Source organism: Neorhizobium sp. P12A, from assembly GCF_008365395.1.
Classification (GTDB): domain Bacteria; phylum Pseudomonadota; class Alphaproteobacteria; order Rhizobiales; family Rhizobiaceae; genus Rhizobium.
This window is the reverse complement of record NZ_QOVX01000004.1, coordinates 218,581-234,235: the sequence shown is the minus strand read 5'-3', so window position 1 is coordinate 234,235 and position 15,655 is coordinate 218,581. Positions and strand designations below refer to the sequence as shown.

Below are 15,655 nucleotides of genomic sequence, written 5' to 3'. Positions count from 1 at the left end.
CTGAAATAAGTACGATTTTATGGTGCACGTCTGTTGCACTTGGACCTGCCGATCGGCAACTATTCAACCGAGAAAAAAGCGACAAATTCTTGATCAAAAACGGCATATGTTGCGACGCAGCAACAAAAATAAAAATGTGACATTATTGTAAATCAATGTGTTATACGTTTGTTAACCGAACGAACTATCGTTCACAGAATCCGCTGGCAGCAAGCGAAATATCCGCTCGCTGGAAGCGTGATCACGGTGCTTCGCGATACCCTCAATCATGACGGGCCGCGGCAATGCTCCAGAGTTTGAACGAGCGGAGACTGCGTCCGCAAATGGTGCACGGATGCACCAAGCTCGCGGGCATCCGTGGGGCGCGAGATCGGCCCGATCGCCGGCATGGTTCGAGTGGTCCGCTTATTGCATTCCCCCCTGCCCACACCATATTGTGGTGGACCTTTCGAAGGAGGAAGCAATGAGCTGGACACCTGCACCGATTTATGGAGCACCTGACGATTGGCGCGCCTATAGCGGCGTGCTCAGCAGGCGCGTATTTGCGTTCATCGTCGACTACATCATTGTCGCGCTTCTATGCATCCCGGCAGCGGTCGTGCTGTTCTTCGTATCGATCGTAACGCTCGGGCTCGGCTTCCTGCTTTACCCTGCGCTCTTCGTCATCGTGGCCGGCCTTTACTTCGGCCTCACGCTCGGCGGTCGCAACCAGGCTTCACTCGGCATGCGCGCCATGGGCATTGCGATTGTCCGCGTTGATGGGCGACCAATGGATTTCCTGACCGCCATCGTGCATCTCGCACTTTTCTGGATCCTCAACTCCGTGCTCACGCCGCTGATCCTGCTTGCGGGCCTTTTCATCGAGCGCAGCAGACTGATCCACGATCTTCTCTTGGGAACGGTGATTGCCCGGACTGCTTGAGGGCGCCGGACAACACTAAAAAACGCCCATGCCAGCTTGGTCACAAAAGGACCATCTGATAAAGAAAAGACGAAAACAACACTTCCGAAACCAAGGACGCTGTTGACGTTTTGTAATCTTGAGCCATGCTTGAAAAAAGCGCGACGCCGAATGAAAGGTTGACCAGCGGCAAATGAACACGCAGTCGACGCCATCCCCTCAGTTTTATCTGACGGCTCCGGCTGCCTGTCCCTATCTGCCGAGCGAGATGGAGCGAAAGGTCTTCACGCATCTGGTCGGACCGCGCGCAGCCGAGATGAACGACATTCTGACACAAGGCGGTTTCCGCCGGTCGCAGAACATCGCCTATCGCCCCGCCTGCGAAGCCTGTCGCGCCTGCGTATCCGTTCGCATACTTGCGGAGGAATTCGAGCCGACGCGATCGATGAAGCGGGTGATGTCTGCCAATTCAGATGTCGTCGCCACCGAATTTCCGGCACAGCCTTCCAGCGAACAATATTCTCTCTTCCGCCGCTACCTCGACTATCGCCACCAGCAGGGCGGCATGTCCGACATGACCGTGCTCGATTACGCGATCATGGTCGAAGACACGCATGTGAATACCCGCATCATCGAATATCGCCGGCGCGAGGAAGGCTCCGGCCTTGAGCAGCGCCCCAAGGGCGAGTTGTTGGCGGCGGCACTGACCGACGTCATGAGCGACGGGCTGTCGATGGTCTATTCCTATTTCAACCCCGACGAGGACCGCCGCTCGCTCGGCAGCTTCATGATCCTCGATCACATCAAGCGGACCCGCGCTCTCGGCCTGCCCCATGTCTATCTCGGCTACTGGGTCAAGGGTTCGCGCAAGATGGACTACAAGACACGCTTCCAGCCGCAGGAGCATTTGACGCCGCGTGGATGGGAACGGTTCGACCCCGCAGAGCTTGGGGCGGATCCCCTGTAAATGTCATCCTCAGCTTTGTCGGATCATAGAAAAGGCTTGCTGCTGACGGCTGTCGGCGGCCTGGCCATATCGTTCGACATGCCGCTCATCCGCTTGGCGGAAGGGAACGTCTGGTCGACCCTCACCCTTCGCGGCACCATCATGCTGACGGCGACGGTGGTAATCCTGGCGTTTCTGCGGCTATTTTCGAAGGCACGGCCGGTCCTGATCCCCGGCATCTGGGGCCTTGTCACGCTGGTCCTTTACGGACTGACCACCGTCTTCTTCCTGGTCGCGATAGCCTATGCGCCCATCGCCAACATCGCCTTTCTGCAGACGTTCAATCCGATGTTCGGCGCGCTGCTGTCCTGGTTTTTCCTGAAGGAGCGCCCATCCGGCGCGACGCTCGCCTCCATGGGCGCGATGACCCTTGGCGTCGGGCTGATTGTCGGCGACGGCATGGCGAGCGGCCATCTGTTCGGCGATGCGATGGCGCTGCTGACGGCGTTGCTGATCGCAGCCGCTATCACGATGACGCGCGCCTCTGGCCGCGACATGGGTTTCGTGTCGCTGATTTCAGCCATCGTCCCGGCAGCGCTCGGCCTCTATCACACCATCCCGGCGGGATTGTCGGTCAATCATCCGGTCTGGATCTTCATTGATGGCGGCCTCGTCATGCCGATCGCCTTCTGGTGCCTGGCGACCGGCCCGCGCTACCTCTCCGCCCCCGAGGTCGGCATGTTCTACATGCTGGAGACGGTGCTCGCACCGATCTGGGTCTGGCTGATCTTCGCCGAGGCGCCGACGCCGATGACCATGCTCGGCGGTCTCATCCTGCTGCTCGCGCTGATGGCGCATTCGCTCTGGCAGGTCAGGGCAAGGCGGAATGCCGCGGCTTGAGGCGGCAGTCTCCTGATGTTATAACTTTGTTATTACATCAGGAGAGCAAGCCATGAACGTCACCATCCGCAAGATCGGCAATTCGGAAGGCGTGATCATTCCGAAGGAATTGCTTGAGCAGCTTGGCCTGCGCGCCGGGGACTCCATGGACATTACTGTGGCCAACGGCGGCCTGCAGATGCAGCCACTGGACGGCGATTTCGAACGCCAGATGAAGCATGCCGAGCGCTTCATGGACAAATACAAAGTCGCTCTCAAGAAGCTCGCCGAATGACCGCGTTCCGCTTCCTCAGCCGTTTCGTTGTTGAGTACCTCCACAAGGCGCAGATCGATCGCTTTGGTGGGTCGCATGGTTTGCGAGACGAGGGTATGCTCGAATCCGCGCTTGCACGCCCCATCAACAAAGCGGCTTACGGTAGCGAAGATGTTATCGAACTGGCTGCCGCCTATCTTTTCGGTCTTGCCCGAAATCATTGCTTTATTGACGGCAACAAGCGCATCGCCATTGCCGCCGCCGGCATCTTCCTCATGGACAACGGCTACGAAATCGAAACGAGCGACGCAAATCTCTACACGTTCGTTATGGGAATCGCCGCGGGCGAGATCGATGAAGACGGCGCTATTCGATTTCTCAGGGACTTCGTCGTGCCCTATGAAGGCTGACGGTTAGCCGCCAGCCCTCCCTCACCCCGAAAACTTGCCGCTGCGTGGGAAGCCCTTCGGCACGGTGCGGCCGGCGGAGGCGCGGTCGGCCAGCCATTCGGCGAGCTCGTCCTTGTTCTTCGTGAAGAGCCGGCCGGCGCTGTCTTCCCAGGTCAGGCCATCGGCAATCGCGAAGCAGCGGACGTCGGAAATGCCGCCGTCCTTGTAGCGCTGCAGGCGGACACCCTTGCCGCGCGACATTTCCGGGACCTGCGATAGCGGGAAGACCAGCATCTTGCGGTTCTCGCCGACGACGGCCATGTGATCGCCCCGGACGGGCAGGATCATCTTGGTTTCGTCGGGCATGGAGACATTCATGATCTGCTTGCCCTTGCGGGTATTGGCGGCCATTTCCGCTTCCGGCACGATGAACCCGTTGCCCGCGGTCGAGACGATCAGCATCTTGCGGCTTGCGTCATGAACGAAGGCGGTCAGCACATCCTGATCGTTTTCCATGTCGACCATGATGCGCAGCGGCTCGCCGTGGCCGCGGCCGCCCGGCAGCTTGTCGGCGCCGAGCGTGTAGGCCTTGCCGCCTGTCGTCACGATCAGGATCTTGTCCGTCGTCTGCGCCGGGAAAGCCACCTTGAGGCCGTCGCCTTCCTTGAAGGTCAGCGTCGAAGTATCGGAAATATGGCCCTTCAACGCGCGGATCCAACCCTTTTCCGAGACGACGATCGTGACCGGCTCCTTCTCGATCATGGCCTGCTGGATGGCCTGCTCGTCCGCCTCCGGCGCATCGGCAAACTGGGTGCGGCGGCGACCGAGTTCGGTCGCCTTGGCGAACTTCTTCTTCACCTCGCCGATTTCCCAGGCGACGGTCTGCCACTGCTTGTCGTCGGAAGCGAGCAGCGCCTCGATATCGGCCTTTTCCTTGCTGAGATTGTCGAATTCGGTGCGGATCTCGAATTCTTCCAGCTTGCGCAAAGAGCGCAGCCGCATGTTGAGGATCGCCTCGACCTGATTGTCGGTCAAACCCCAGCGCGCGATCATAACCGGCTTCGGCTCATCTTCCTCGCGGATGATACGGATCACCTCATCGATGTTGAGGTAGGCAATCAGCAAGCCACCGAGGATTTCCAGGCGCCTGTCGATGGCGGCAAGGCGGAAGCGGGAGCGGCGAACGAGGACTTCGCGCTGATGGTCCAGCCACTCCTTCAGCACATCGTTCAGCGCCATGACCTTAGGGATGCGCCCCATAGAAAGCACGTTCATGTTGAGCGGAAAGCGGCTTTCCAGCTCCGTCAGCTTGAACATGGATTCCATCAGGATGGTCGGATCGACGGTCCGGTTCTTCGGCACCAGAACGACGCGGACGTCCTCGGCAGATTCGTCTCGGACGTCTTCCAGCAGTGGCAGCTTGCGGGCAAGCAGCACCTCGGCGATCTTTTCGATCAGCCGCGACTTCTGCACCTGGAAGGGAATCTCGGTGACGATGATCTGATAGCCGCCGCGGCCAAGATCTTCGGTGTGCCACTTGGCGCGGGTGCGGAAGCCGCCGCGGCCGGTCTTGTAAGCCTCGATGATGCTTTCGCGGCTGTCGATGATGATACCGCCGGTCGGAAAATCCGGACCGGGAATGAAGTTTTCGACCAGCGTTTCGACCGTCGCATCCGGATGCTTGATCAGATGAAGCGCAGCGTCGCAAAGCTCATGCGCATTATGCGACGGAATAGAGGTCGCCATGCCGACGGCGATGCCGGACGAGCCGTTGGCGAGCAGGTTCGGAAACGCGCCCGGCAGAACGACGGGCTCGTCGTCTTCCTCGTTATAGGTCGGGCGGAAGTCGACGGCGTCCTGGTCGATGCCTTCGAGAAGCAGCGACGCGACCTCGGTCATGCGCGCTTCCGTGTAACGATAGGCGGCGGCGCTGTCGCCGTCGATATTGCCGAAATTGCCCTGCCCGTCGACGATCGGATATCGCTGCGAGAAGTCCTGCGCGAGACGCACCAGGGCGTCATAGACCGATTGGTCGCCATGCGGATGGAACTTACCGATGACGTCGCCGACGATACGGGCGCACTTCTTGAACGCGGAATTCGACCGGATGCCCATCTCGCTCATCGCGTGAATGATGCGGCGATGGACAGGCTTCAGGCCATCGCGGACGTCAGGCAGCGCGCGGTGCATGATGGTCGACAAGGCATAGGCGAGATAACGCTCTTCGAGCGCCGCCTTGAGGTCGACCGGATGAATACTATTGTCGTCTCCGCCAGAAGGCGGCAAAATCTCTTGTCCCATGGGCTATGTGACTAGCCGAGATGCGCCAAAACGGCAAGGAAACAAGGCTATGCGGCTGTGGATGACGCCATGCATTCGCCGCGTTAAGCGGGCAAAGCATGATTGAAACAATTGTAGGTCATTCTATTTTGCACTTTCATAAGACTTTTAGAAACGATCGAATATAAACCGCTCGACTATGAGCCAATCTCCGTTCAAATCTTTCGCCCCATACCAACGAGGAAACGCCATCATGAATTTTTACCGGACAACACGGCTGATGCTGTCGAGCGCCGCGATCCTGTCGTTCGCAAGCTCCGCTTTTGCGCTTGATGGCGTCGATCTTCTGAAGAAGATCAATGCTGCAAGCACTCTGCAGGGCAGCACGCTTGCAGCTGATGGCGTCGATGTCGAAGGCACCACTGTCACGCTCAAGGGCGCGACGATCAAGCCTGCCGCTACGCCCGATAAAGGCATCGCGCTCGGGAATGTGACGATGACCGGCGTCGCCGAGCAGAGCGATGGTGGCTACCACATCGACCAGGTGAGCTTTGCCGATACGGCCGTCACCGATGATGGCGTCAGCATCAGCGTTACCGACATGAAGCTTGGCGGCGTCAACGTTCCGGCCGATTCAACGAAGGGCGGGCTGGACTCCCTGCTGCTCTATCAGACCGCCCATATGGGTGCAGCGACGGTCACCAAGGACGGATCGCAGGTCTTTGCCATCAAGGAAATCAATGCCCACCTCAATCCGCGCGGCGATAAATCCGGCTTCGATTTCGATGCCGGCGTGACGGGCCTTATGGCAGACCTTTCCAAGGTCGACGATCCGAAGAGCAAGCAGGTCATCGAAGACATGAACCTGCAGCATCTCAACGGCAATATCAGCGTCAACGGCAACTGGGATCTCGGCCCGGGCACGATCAACGTCAAGCAATATGCCTTCGACTTCAAGGATATCGGCAAGCTCGATATCGCGCTGAGCATCTCCGGCTATACGCTGGACTTCATCAAATCGATCCAGGATGCCATCAAGGCTTCGGAAGCCAATCCGAACAAGGAAGAGGCGCAGCAAGCCATGGGTCTTGCCATGCTCGGCCTGATGCAGCAGCTGACGCTGAACAGCGCCCAGATCCGCTTCGACGATGCCTCGATCACGAAGCGCGCGCTCGACTATGCCGGCAAGCAGCAGGGTGTGACAGGGGAGCAGATGGCCAACACGCTGAAGGGCCTGACCCCGATCATGCTGGCGCAGCTCAACATTCCCGAGCTGCAGAATGCCGTGACCGCAGCCGTCAATACCTATCTCGACAGCCCGAAGAGCCTGACGGTCAGCGCTGCTCCGGACAAGCCGGTGCCGCTGCCGATGATCGTCGGCGCTGCGATGGGCGCCCCGAACACCATTCCGAAGGTCATTGGCCTCAAGGTCTCGGCAAACAACTGATCGCACTGGTTTTCCTGCTGAAAGGCCCGGCGGCCAAGCTGCCGGGCCTTTTCCATCTCCGTTAAATCGCTATAGTGCACGGCAAAGTTCAACTTCGATATTTTTCACTTATTACAGGCGGTTATCAGCACACGATGCTTTCATGGCTCGATCGCAAGACGGAGATCGTCGAAAGTCTCGACACCGGCCGCCGATTTTTCGAACCTGCCCATTCTGCATATTATAACGGAAAGCCAGGCCAGCCGATCCAGCTTCTGTTGCAGGCACGAAGTGACTTTCTTTCCATATGGCGGCGCGGCGACTATGTGGAAAAGATCACCGATTTCAAACTCTTGGGCCGGCAGCTTGTCGTCGTTAACTCACCTGAGGCGATCCGCTATGTCGTCGCCAAACGGCACCAGAATTTCGAGCGCAAGACGCCGCAGATGCGCCGAGCACTCGAACACCTCTTAGGCGACGGCCTGTTCATCTCCGATAAGGAAACGTGGAAACAGCGCCGTCCCCTCGTCTCCGACATCGTCCACAAAAACCGGGTGCCAGCCTTCGGCCCGGTCATGCAGAACACGACGAGCGAACTTGTCGGGCGCTGGCATGCACTGGGGGATGGCGCGAGTGTCAACGCGCTCCATGAAATGGCGGGACTGACGGCTGAAATCATTTCCCGCAGCATTTTCGGCAACCAGCTGGGCGAAGACGGCGCCAATGGCGTCACGGAAGGTTTCAGCAGCTATCAATCGCTGATTGATTCGATCAATATCGGCTATTTCCTCGGCTTTGACGAAGGCCTGCCTGTCCTGAAAACGCCGACGTTGCGGCGCTCGGTCAAACGCATCCATCGCATCATAGACAAGGTGATCGAGGATCATCTGGCCGGCAACGGCGATAACACCTCCATGCTTGATTTGCTGATCCGCCGCCAGCAGCGCAATCCGGAGCTGAAACTGGATGTCGTTGCGTTGCGCAACGAAGCGGCAACGATCTTCATGGCCGGCCATGAGACGACTGCAGCAACCCTGACCTGGGCCTGGTATCTGCTCTCAAAGGCCGCGTGGGTGGAAGAGGCAGTGCATGCGGAAATCGAAAGCGTCTGCGGCAGCAATGTACCAACCATAGATGACGTGCCTCGTCTCGACCGGTGTCGCGCCGTGATCGAGGAGACGCTGCGCCTCTATCCGCCCGTGCCGATCCTGGCGCGGCAGGCGACGGATGCCGACACGGTCGGCGGAGTTGACGTCAAGCCGGCGGCGTTGGTGCTGATCGTTCCATGGATACTGCACCGCACGGAATCGCTTTTCCCTAACCCGCATGAGTTCCGGCCAGAACGCTTCATGAGCGGCGATGGCCCGACGCCATACAGCTATATTCCCTTTGCCGCTGGGCCGCGCGTCTGCCCCGGACTGCAGTTCGGCCTGACAGAGGCGATCCTGTGCCTGGCAATACTCGCGCAACGTTTTCGCGTGCGCATTCCTGAGGGGCACAAGGTCGAGCCGCAATGCCGTCTCACGCTGCGCCCCAAAGGCGGCCTGCCGGCAACCATCCACCGACGTTGAGCCGAGACATGACTGAGCATCTCAGAAAACGGAAGGCTTGGACTTATGAGTCCCCTGTCGCGCCGCCATTCGCCGATTTTCGCGCCGGCGGAGAGCGGCGAAGGCTTTTCCTGAAATACTGGCTGCACGACAACATCGACAATGTTTTCGATATAGCAATGTTCTTCGCCCTGAAGCTGTTGCCGGCGCGCGACTGCTCGGATCTTGGTGCCTTTCTCGGCCGGTTCTCCGTTCCCCGCTGGCACAAGGCTCAGCAATCGCGCGCGAAGGAGAATTTGAAGGCGTTGCGGCCAGACGCGACCGAAGCTCAGATCGAGGCCCTGCTCCTTGCCTATGCCGAATCCCAGGGGCGGCAGATGACGGAATATTCCGTTGTCGACCGGCTGGCACGCAACGCATGCGGCATCCGTTTTCATGGCACGGAGAGATTCGCCGAACGCTGCGAACAGAGGCCGGTGATCTTGATCGCAGCGCATATCAGCAATTGGGAGGTTCTGACACACTGCCTCGTCAACCTGGGGCTTGTCGTCACGCTGAACTACGATCCGCCAAAACGCCGCGCCCGCCACTGGATCGTCAACCGTGTACGCAAGGGCGGAGGCCTTTGCCTCCTGAAGCCAGGCAGACATTCCGTGCGTCCCGCCCTGCGCGTTCTCGAAGAGAACGGCAATCTGCTTATCTTTTGCGACGAGGGTTTCAACGGGCGTATGCGTGCGCCCTTCTTCGGCAACCCGCTGCACCTCGAAGGGAACTACGCCTTGATCGCGCGCATGGCCAGAAAGACGGATGCCCTCATTTACCCCGTCTATCTCGAGCGCGATCATGGCGTGAACTTTTCGTTCCACGCGCTTGAGCCCTTTAAGTTGCCGCCGGAGGAGAAGCCCGGCGATCGGCTGGTCGATGACGTACTGCTTTTGAATTCCGTCATCGAGCCGATCGTCAGGAGCCATGCCGAGCAATGGTATTTCATCGACAATCGCATGCCGGACCGCCACAAGTCCTGACGTCGATCGCGGTGTTGATGCAGAAGGCGCAGGACCTCTTTGCACCCCGCCCGAAGGCATTCTATTGTCGGAAGGTTTTGACTGCTCTGGGAGTATTGAATGTTGTCACGGCCGCTCTCGAAATTCTCGATGTGGTTCTATGGAGCGGTGGCGGCAGTCGGGCTTTTGACGGTCGCAGCACTCACCGTGCCTGACATGGATGGGCAAACCAGGCTTGATCTGCGGGTTTTGCTCGTCGTCGTGTGGGCGATCTTTGTCCTGCAACTGATCCAGGCAATGGTCGTACCGCGGGCAAAAGGCGCTGAAGCCGGAATGCCCGTCATCGTGATCGACGTGCTTGCCGTCCTGGTTCCTCTCGCCGCATTCCTGTTCGTCAGCGGGGGTGATCAGAGCCTTTATTGCGCCGTCTGGCTGCTGAAACCGTTGCGCGATTCGATTTTTTTCCGGCTGCTTGGCAGGGTCGTGAAGAACGAAGCGCACAATCTCATCGGTGTCACCACGATCTTCGGCATCGTTCTCTTTGGTGCGGCGGTCGCGGCCTATGTCCTTGAGCGCGACGTTCAGCCCGATCAGTTCGGCAGCATACCCAAAGCGATGTGGTGGGCAGTGGTGACGCTGTCGACAACAGGCTATGGCGACGAGATCCCCCGAACCATTGCCGGACGCGTGCTTGCCGGACTGGTCATGATGAGCGGCATCGGCATATTTGGCCTCTGGGCCGGCCTGCTGGCCACCGGCTTTTACGAAGAGGTCCGGCGCCAGGATTTCGTGCGGAACTGGCAGCTGGTTGCGGCGGTGCCGCTGTTCCAGACGCTCGGTTCGGCCGCACTCGTCGAGATCGTGCGGGCGCTGAGGCCTCGCATCGTGCCAGCAGGCACGATCATCTGCCGCCAGGGCGAAAGCGGCGACCAGATGTATTTCATTGTCGAGGGCCGCGTCAGCGTCGCCACACCGAACCCCGTAGAGCTTGGGGCCGGCAGCTTTTTCGGCGAGATGGCCTTGATAACGGGAGAGCCACGCTCTGCTACGGTCAGCGCCGTCAGCGAAGTGTCGCTGCTCTCGCTCTTCTCCGTGGATTTCCAGATATTGTCGAGCAGCAACCCCGATATCGCCGACACCATCCGCAGGACCGCACTCGAGCGGCGTGGGGCAACGCCGAAGTCTTGAAGCCTTGCGGCGTTCAGCAAAACTGAAAGAAGTCCGTAAAATCCGGCATGAAAAACCGCCCGCAAAGTTCATTGCGGGCGGTTCAGCATTTCAGAATATCGGCCTTGGGCCGCGCCCCTGAGGCTAGCTCAATCCTTCTTGACCGGCGGGATCGGGCGGATCGCCAGTTCGCGCAGCTGCGTCGGGGTTGCCGGCGTCGGGGCGCCCATCAAGAGGTCCTGTGCCTGCTGGTTCATCGGGAACAGCGAGATTTCGCGCAGGTTCTTGGCGCCGACGAGCAGCATGACGATACGATCGATACCGAAGGCAGCGCCGCCGTGCGGAGGCGCGCCGTACTGGAAGGCGCGGTAGAGGCCACCGAACTGTTCTTCCACTTCCTGCGCCGACTTGCCGGTCAGCTCAAAGGCCTTGACCATGACTTCGGGAAGCTGGTTACGGATCGAGCCCGAGGCGATTTCGAAGCCGTTGCAGACAGCGTCGTACTGGAACGCCTTGATCGTCAGCGGATCCTGGTTCTGCAGCGCCTCAAGGCCACCCTGCGGCATCGAGAAGGGGTTATGCGCGAAGTCGATCTTCTTCTCGTCCTCCAGCCATTCGAAGAACGGGAAGTCGACGATCCAGCACAGCTCGAAACGGTCGCGGTCGACGAGGTTCAGTTCCTCGCCGGCGCGTGTGCGGGCTTCGCCTGCGAACTTGTAGAACTTGGCCGGCTCGCCGGCGACGAAGAAGCAGGCATCGCCAGCCTCAAGGCCGAGCTGCGTGCGGATCGCCTCGGTGCGCTCTTCGCCGATGTTCTTGGCGAGCGGGCCGGAGCCGGCGATCTTGCCGTCCTCTTCCTTCCAGAAGATATAGCCGAGGCCGGGCTGGCCGGTCGACTGCGCCCAGGCGTTCATGCGGTCGCAGAATGCGCGGGAGCCGCCGGTCTTGGCCGGGATCGCCCAGATTTCGACCTTCGGGTTGGAGGCGATCATGCCCGCAAACACCTTGAAGCCGGAACCGGCGAAATGCTCGGTCACGCCTTCCATGACGATCGGGTTGCGCAGATCGGGCTTGTCGGAGCCGTACTTGCGGATCGCCTCGTCATAGGGGATGCGCGGCCATTCCTTGGTGACCGGCTTGCCGTCGGCGAATTCTTCGAAGACCGAAGTCATCAGCGGACCCATCGTGTTCCAGACGTCTTCCTGGGTCACGAAGCTCATTTCGAGGTCGAGCTGGTAGAATTCGCCCGGCAGGCGGTCGGCGCGCGGGTCTTCGTCGCGAAAGCACGGCGCGATCTGGAAATAGCGGTCGAAGCCGGCGACCATCAACAGCTGCTTGTACTGCTGCGGCGCCTGCGGCAGGGCATAGAAATTGCCGGGGTGGATGCGCGACGGCACGAGGAAGTCGCGCGCGCCTTCCGGCGAGGACGCCGTCAGGATCGGCGTCGTATATTCCGTGAAGCCGGCAGAGCCCATCTCGCGGCGCATGGCCGAGATCACCTGCGTGCGCTTGACGATGTTCTTGTGCAGCGTCTCGCGGCGCAGGTCGAGGAAGCGATACTTGAGACGAACATCTTCCGGATAGTCCGGCTCGCCGAAGACGGGGAGCGGCAATTCCTTGGCAGCCGAGAGAACCTCGATTTCCTGGGCGTAGAGCTCGATCTCGCCCGTCGGCATCGTCTTGTTGACGGTGTCTTCGGTGCGGGCCTTGACCAGGCCGTCGATGCGGATGACCCACTCGCCGCGGACGGTCTCGGCCGCCTTGAAGGCCGGGCTATCGGGATCGGCGACGATCTGGGTGATGCCGTAGTGATCACGAAGATCGATGAACAGCACGCCGCCATGATCTCGGACGCGATGGACCCAGCCGGAGATGCGGACGGTCGAACCGACGTCGGACTTGCGCAGGGCGGCGCATGTGTGGCTGCGATAGCGATGCATAGTATCAATCCTGGGCTTGGCGGCCGGTGGCGAAAGCGCATAAAAGCACCTCGCCTGCCGACGATAAAATCCGGCGGAAAAGCGCATGACCCGCCTGATTTGTCAAGGCTTGAACGCGGTTGCGCACCGTAAGTCGCCTTTGGGCTTTCCGCTTCACAAATACGACAACGGCCTGGAATGCGGCAGTTTGGCGGCCCCGGGGCTATTGCTGAAAGTTCTGCTCAACTTTAAACAGGGGCGAATTCCTGACTGCCGGAGCGCCCAATGCCCATTCTCACCCGCCGCAACCTGCTGAAAGCTTCCGCCGTCGCCGGCGCCTATGGTGTTGGCCTCGGGCTTGCGGGCAGGTTTACCGCAGCGCAAGCGGCGCCCGAACCCATGGTGCTCAAGACGCAGAAGACCGAGGCCAAGATCATGGATGTCGGCCCCACGAAAAACATGCTGACCTGGGGCGAACACGGCATGCCGCCCGTTATCAGAATGAAGAAGGGCGAACCCTTTGCCGCGCGCCTCATCAACGGCATCGACGACCCGACGACGATCCACTGGCATGGGTTGCGCATTCCAAACAAGATGGACGGCGTGCCCTTCCTCACCCAGCCCTACGTCTATCTGAACGACGCGTTCGACTACGCCTTCACGCCGCCTGATGCCGGCACCTTCTGGTATCATCCGCATTGCAACACGATGACGCAGATGGGGCACGGCATGACCGGCGTGATCGTGGTGGAGAATCCGAAAGATCCGGTCTTCGACGCCGAGATCGTTCTCAATCTGCGCGACTGGCGCCTCGGCGGTGACGGGCAGTTCATCCAGCAGTTCAAGCCTCGCGACGCCGCCCGTGCCGGCACATTCGGCACAGTGCGCTCCGCCAACTGGCAGCAGCAGCCGCAATATGACGCACCGGCCGGTGGCCTCCTGCGACTGCGGCTGGCGATTACCGATGTCACGCGCATCTATTCCTTCAAGCTCGACGGTGCGGCCGGAACGGTCATCGCCATCGACGGCAATCCGGTGCCCGAGCGCTTCACGCTCGATACGCTCGATCTCGGGCCGGGCGAGCGGCTGGAGCTTGCCATCCGCATGCCCGACGACGAGGGCGCCATTGTCTCGCTCAGCGACATCCACAGCACCAACCCGGCCGTGCTCGCCACCTTCCGCGCCGTCGGCAATTCGCTGAAGCGCGACGTGCGCGATCTCGGACCGCTCGACGCCAATCCCGTCGCCAAGGCCGATCTTTCATCCGCCGAGCACATTCCGCTGCAGCTCAGCGCCTCGGCCGACAAGGGTCCGAGCGACAGCATCTGCGGCTCGCTCGGCTATACGTTCTGGGCGATCAACAAGGTGGCCTGGCAAGGCGATACGCCCGATCCGACGGCGCCGCTCGCCGAGCTCAAGTTGGGCAAAAGCTATGTCATCGACATGGAAAACCTGACGCCGCATCTGCACCCCATTCACCTGCACGGAATGAGCTTCACGACCGTCTCTTCCAATACCAAGCAGGTGATGCCCCTGGTGTCGGACACCTATCTGATCGAGCCGAACGAAAAGGTGCAGCTGAGCTTCGTTGCCGACAATCCGGGCGACTGGCTGCTGCATTGTCACATCATTGAGCACCAAAAAACTGGTATGACGAGCTATCTGCGCGTCGTTTAGCCAGATGAGGCTTGCTTCATATTGACATATCGGACCGAAAGAGGAAGGAAGGTTAATCGAACTGTTTTCCGATGAATGTGTTGAGATGATCGAAACTACCGCCGAATTGGAGGCGGCCTGCAAAGAGCTGGCCAAGTCAGAATTCATTACCATCGATACCGAGTTCCTTCGCGAGACCACTTTCTGGCCCGTGCTTTGCCTCATCCAGATGGCAAGCCCGACCACCGAAGTTCTCGTAGACCCCCTCGCCCCGGGCCTTGATCTTGCGCCCTTCTTCGAGTTGATGGGCAATTCTTCGGTGCTGAAGGTATTTCATGCTGCCCGGCAGGACATTGAAATCATCTTCAATCGCGGCAATCTCATCCCGCATCCAATATTCGACACGCAGGTCGCGGCCATGGTCTGCGGTTTCGGCGACAGCGTCTCCTACGATCAACTCGTCAGCCGCATCAAGAACGTTAATATCGACAAGTCGTCGCGTTTCACGGACTGGAGCCGCCGGCCGCTTTCGGAAAAGCAGCTCGACTATGCGCTGGCCGACGTCACGCATCTGCGCGACGTCTATCTGGCGCTGCAGGCGCAGCTCGACCGCGAAGGCCGCTCTTCCTGGCTTGCCGAGGAAATGGCGATCCTGGAATCGCGCGAGACCTATGATATGCATCCCGACGATGCCTGGCAGCGGCTGAAGATGCGGCTGCGCAAGCCGCAGGAGCTGGCGGTGCTGAAATATGTCGCCGCATGGCGTGAGCGCGAGGCGCGCAACCGCAACGTTCCCCGTTCACGCGTGCTCAAGGACGATGCAATCTATGAGATTGCCCAGCAGCAGCCGAAGGACAGCGAGGCGCTGAGTCGCCTGCGCACGATCCCCAAGGGCTGGGAACGGTCCGCCGCAGGCAATGCCGTGCTGGAAGCGATCAACGAGGCGCTTGCGCTGCCCAAGGCTGACATGCCGCATGTGCCGCGCCACACGCAGGCGCCCGAGGGAACCGCGGCAGCGGCCGAACTCCTGAAGGTGCTGCTGAAGCTCACGGCGGAGAAGCATGGCGTCGCGCCGAAGGTTATCGCCAACAGCGAGGATCTCGACAAGATCGCGGCGGAAGGCGAAAGCGCCGAAGTCGCGGCTCTGCACGGTTGGCGGCGCGATCTTTTCGGCGAAACGGCATTGCAACTGATCCAGGGACAGGTGGCGCTGCGCTTCGTCGGCAAGAAGGTTGAAACCGTCAGTCTCTGAGGGCTACAGGGA

The 15,655-nt window shown here is 60.1% G+C and carries 13 protein-coding genes; 11 read left to right on the top strand and 2 right to left on the bottom strand.

Annotated features, from left to right (window positions below):
* The first annotated feature begins 463 nt into the window (after positions 1-463).
* The 5 genes from DTW90_RS15420 to DTW90_RS15400 all read left to right on the top strand — a co-directional run bounded on the left by DTW90_RS15420 (position 464) and on the right by DTW90_RS15400 (position 3,410).
* The gene (locus DTW90_RS15420) at positions 464-922 is read left to right on the top strand and encodes an RDD family protein (protein ID WP_132517038.1); all 459 of its coding nucleotides are present in this window, start codon (positions 464-466) and stop codon (positions 920-922) included.
* 172 nt (positions 923-1,094) lie between these two features.
* Positions 1,095-1,868: an arginyltransferase gene (locus tag DTW90_RS15415; protein ID WP_132517040.1), complete on the top strand. Its 774-nt coding sequence runs from the start codon at positions 1,095-1,097 to the stop codon at positions 1,866-1,868.
* Positions 1,869-2,747: a DMT family transporter gene (locus DTW90_RS15410; protein ID WP_149339417.1), complete on the top strand. Its 879-nt coding sequence runs from the start codon at positions 1,869-1,871 to the stop codon at positions 2,745-2,747. It abuts the gene before it with no gap.
* Positions 2,748-2,799: 52 nt separating this feature from the next.
* Positions 2,800-3,021: an AbrB/MazE/SpoVT family DNA-binding domain-containing protein gene (locus DTW90_RS15405; protein ID WP_149339416.1), complete on the top strand. Its 222-nt coding sequence runs from the start codon at positions 2,800-2,802 to the stop codon at positions 3,019-3,021.
* Positions 3,018-3,410: a type II toxin-antitoxin system death-on-curing family toxin gene (locus tag DTW90_RS15400; RefSeq protein WP_149339415.1), complete on the top strand. Its 393-nt coding sequence runs from the start codon at positions 3,018-3,020 to the stop codon at positions 3,408-3,410. Before DTW90_RS15405 ends, DTW90_RS15400 begins: the two co-directional genes overlap by 4 nt.
* A gap of 21 nt (positions 3,411-3,431) precedes the next feature.
* Here DTW90_RS15400 and parC read toward each other — a convergent pair whose 3' ends face one another.
* Positions 3,432-5,690 (bottom strand): DNA topoisomerase IV subunit A, encoded by a 2,259-nt coding sequence (parC, locus tag DTW90_RS15395; protein WP_132517048.1) that lies wholly within the window; start codon positions 5,688-5,690, stop codon positions 3,432-3,434.
* Positions 5,691-5,922: 232 nt separating this feature from the next.
* On the opposite strand from parC, the gene DTW90_RS15390 reads away from it, so the two are divergent.
* The 4 genes from DTW90_RS15390 to DTW90_RS15375 all read left to right on the top strand — a co-directional run bounded on the left by DTW90_RS15390 (position 5,923) and on the right by DTW90_RS15375 (position 10,837).
* Positions 5,923-7,116, top strand: coding sequence for a hypothetical protein (locus DTW90_RS15390; protein WP_149339413.1), 1,194 nt, complete (start codon positions 5,923-5,925; stop codon positions 7,114-7,116).
* Positions 7,117-7,250: 134 nt separating this feature from the next.
* The gene (locus tag DTW90_RS15385) at positions 7,251-8,666 is read left to right on the top strand and encodes a cytochrome P450 (protein ID WP_149339411.1); all 1,416 of its coding nucleotides are present in this window, start codon (positions 7,251-7,253) and stop codon (positions 8,664-8,666) included.
* Positions 8,667-8,674: 8 nt separating this feature from the next.
* Complete coding sequence (locus DTW90_RS15380) at positions 8,675-9,670, top strand: lipid A biosynthesis lauroyl acyltransferase (protein WP_149339410.1); 996 nt, start codon at positions 8,675-8,677, stop codon at positions 9,668-9,670.
* Positions 9,671-9,769: 99 nt separating this feature from the next.
* Complete coding sequence (locus DTW90_RS15375) at positions 9,770-10,837, top strand: cyclic nucleotide-gated ion channel (RefSeq protein ID WP_149339408.1); 1,068 nt, start codon at positions 9,770-9,772, stop codon at positions 10,835-10,837.
* 128 nt (positions 10,838-10,965) lie between these two features.
* Here DTW90_RS15375 and aspS read toward each other — a convergent pair whose 3' ends face one another.
* The gene (gene aspS, locus DTW90_RS15370) at positions 10,966-12,756 is read right to left on the bottom strand and encodes an aspartate--tRNA ligase (RefSeq protein ID WP_132517058.1); all 1,791 of its coding nucleotides are present in this window, start codon (positions 12,754-12,756) and stop codon (positions 10,966-10,968) included.
* Positions 12,757-13,020: 264 nt separating this feature from the next.
* Between aspS and DTW90_RS15365 the strand changes: the two genes are divergently transcribed.
* On the top strand, positions 13,021-14,412 hold the full coding sequence (locus DTW90_RS15365) for a multicopper oxidase family protein (protein ID WP_149339407.1): 1,392 nt from the start codon (positions 13,021-13,023) through the stop codon (positions 14,410-14,412).
* 85 nt (positions 14,413-14,497) lie between these two features.
* Positions 14,498-15,643, top strand: coding sequence for a ribonuclease D (rnd, locus tag DTW90_RS15360; protein WP_149339405.1), 1,146 nt, complete (start codon positions 14,498-14,500; stop codon positions 15,641-15,643).
* Positions 15,644-15,655 lie beyond the last annotated feature (12 nt).

Bases quoted from the DNA above. Each gene is read 5' to 3' on its own strand.
- DTW90_RS15420 (WP_132517038.1), top strand. From the start codon at position 464: ATGAGCTGGACACCTGCACCGATTTATGGAGCACCTGACGATTGGCGC.
- DTW90_RS15415 (WP_132517040.1), top strand. From the start codon at position 1,095: ATGAACACGCAGTCGACGCCATCCCCTCAGTTTTATCTGACGGCTCCG.
- DTW90_RS15410 (WP_149339417.1), top strand. From the start codon at position 1,869: ATGTCATCCTCAGCTTTGTCGGATCATAGAAAAGGCTTGCTGCTGACG.
- DTW90_RS15405 (WP_149339416.1), top strand. From the start codon at position 2,800: ATGAACGTCACCATCCGCAAGATCGGCAATTCGGAAGGCGTGATCATT.
- DTW90_RS15400 (WP_149339415.1), top strand. From the start codon at position 3,018: ATGACCGCGTTCCGCTTCCTCAGCCGTTTCGTTGTTGAGTACCTCCAC.
- parC (WP_132517048.1), bottom strand. From the start codon at position 5,690: ATGGGACAAGAGATTTTGCCGCCTTCTGGCGGAGACGACAATAGTATT.
- DTW90_RS15390 (WP_149339413.1), top strand. From the start codon at position 5,923: ATGAATTTTTACCGGACAACACGGCTGATGCTGTCGAGCGCCGCGATC.
- DTW90_RS15385 (WP_149339411.1), top strand. From the start codon at position 7,251: ATGCTTTCATGGCTCGATCGCAAGACGGAGATCGTCGAAAGTCTCGAC.
- DTW90_RS15380 (WP_149339410.1), top strand. From the start codon at position 8,675: ATGACTGAGCATCTCAGAAAACGGAAGGCTTGGACTTATGAGTCCCCT.
- DTW90_RS15375 (WP_149339408.1), top strand. From the start codon at position 9,770: ATGTTGTCACGGCCGCTCTCGAAATTCTCGATGTGGTTCTATGGAGCG.
- aspS (WP_132517058.1), bottom strand. From the start codon at position 12,756: ATGCATCGCTATCGCAGCCACACATGCGCCGCCCTGCGCAAGTCCGAC.
- DTW90_RS15365 (WP_149339407.1), top strand. From the start codon at position 13,021: ATGCCCATTCTCACCCGCCGCAACCTGCTGAAAGCTTCCGCCGTCGCC.
- rnd (WP_149339405.1), top strand. From the start codon at position 14,498: ATGATCGAAACTACCGCCGAATTGGAGGCGGCCTGCAAAGAGCTGGCC.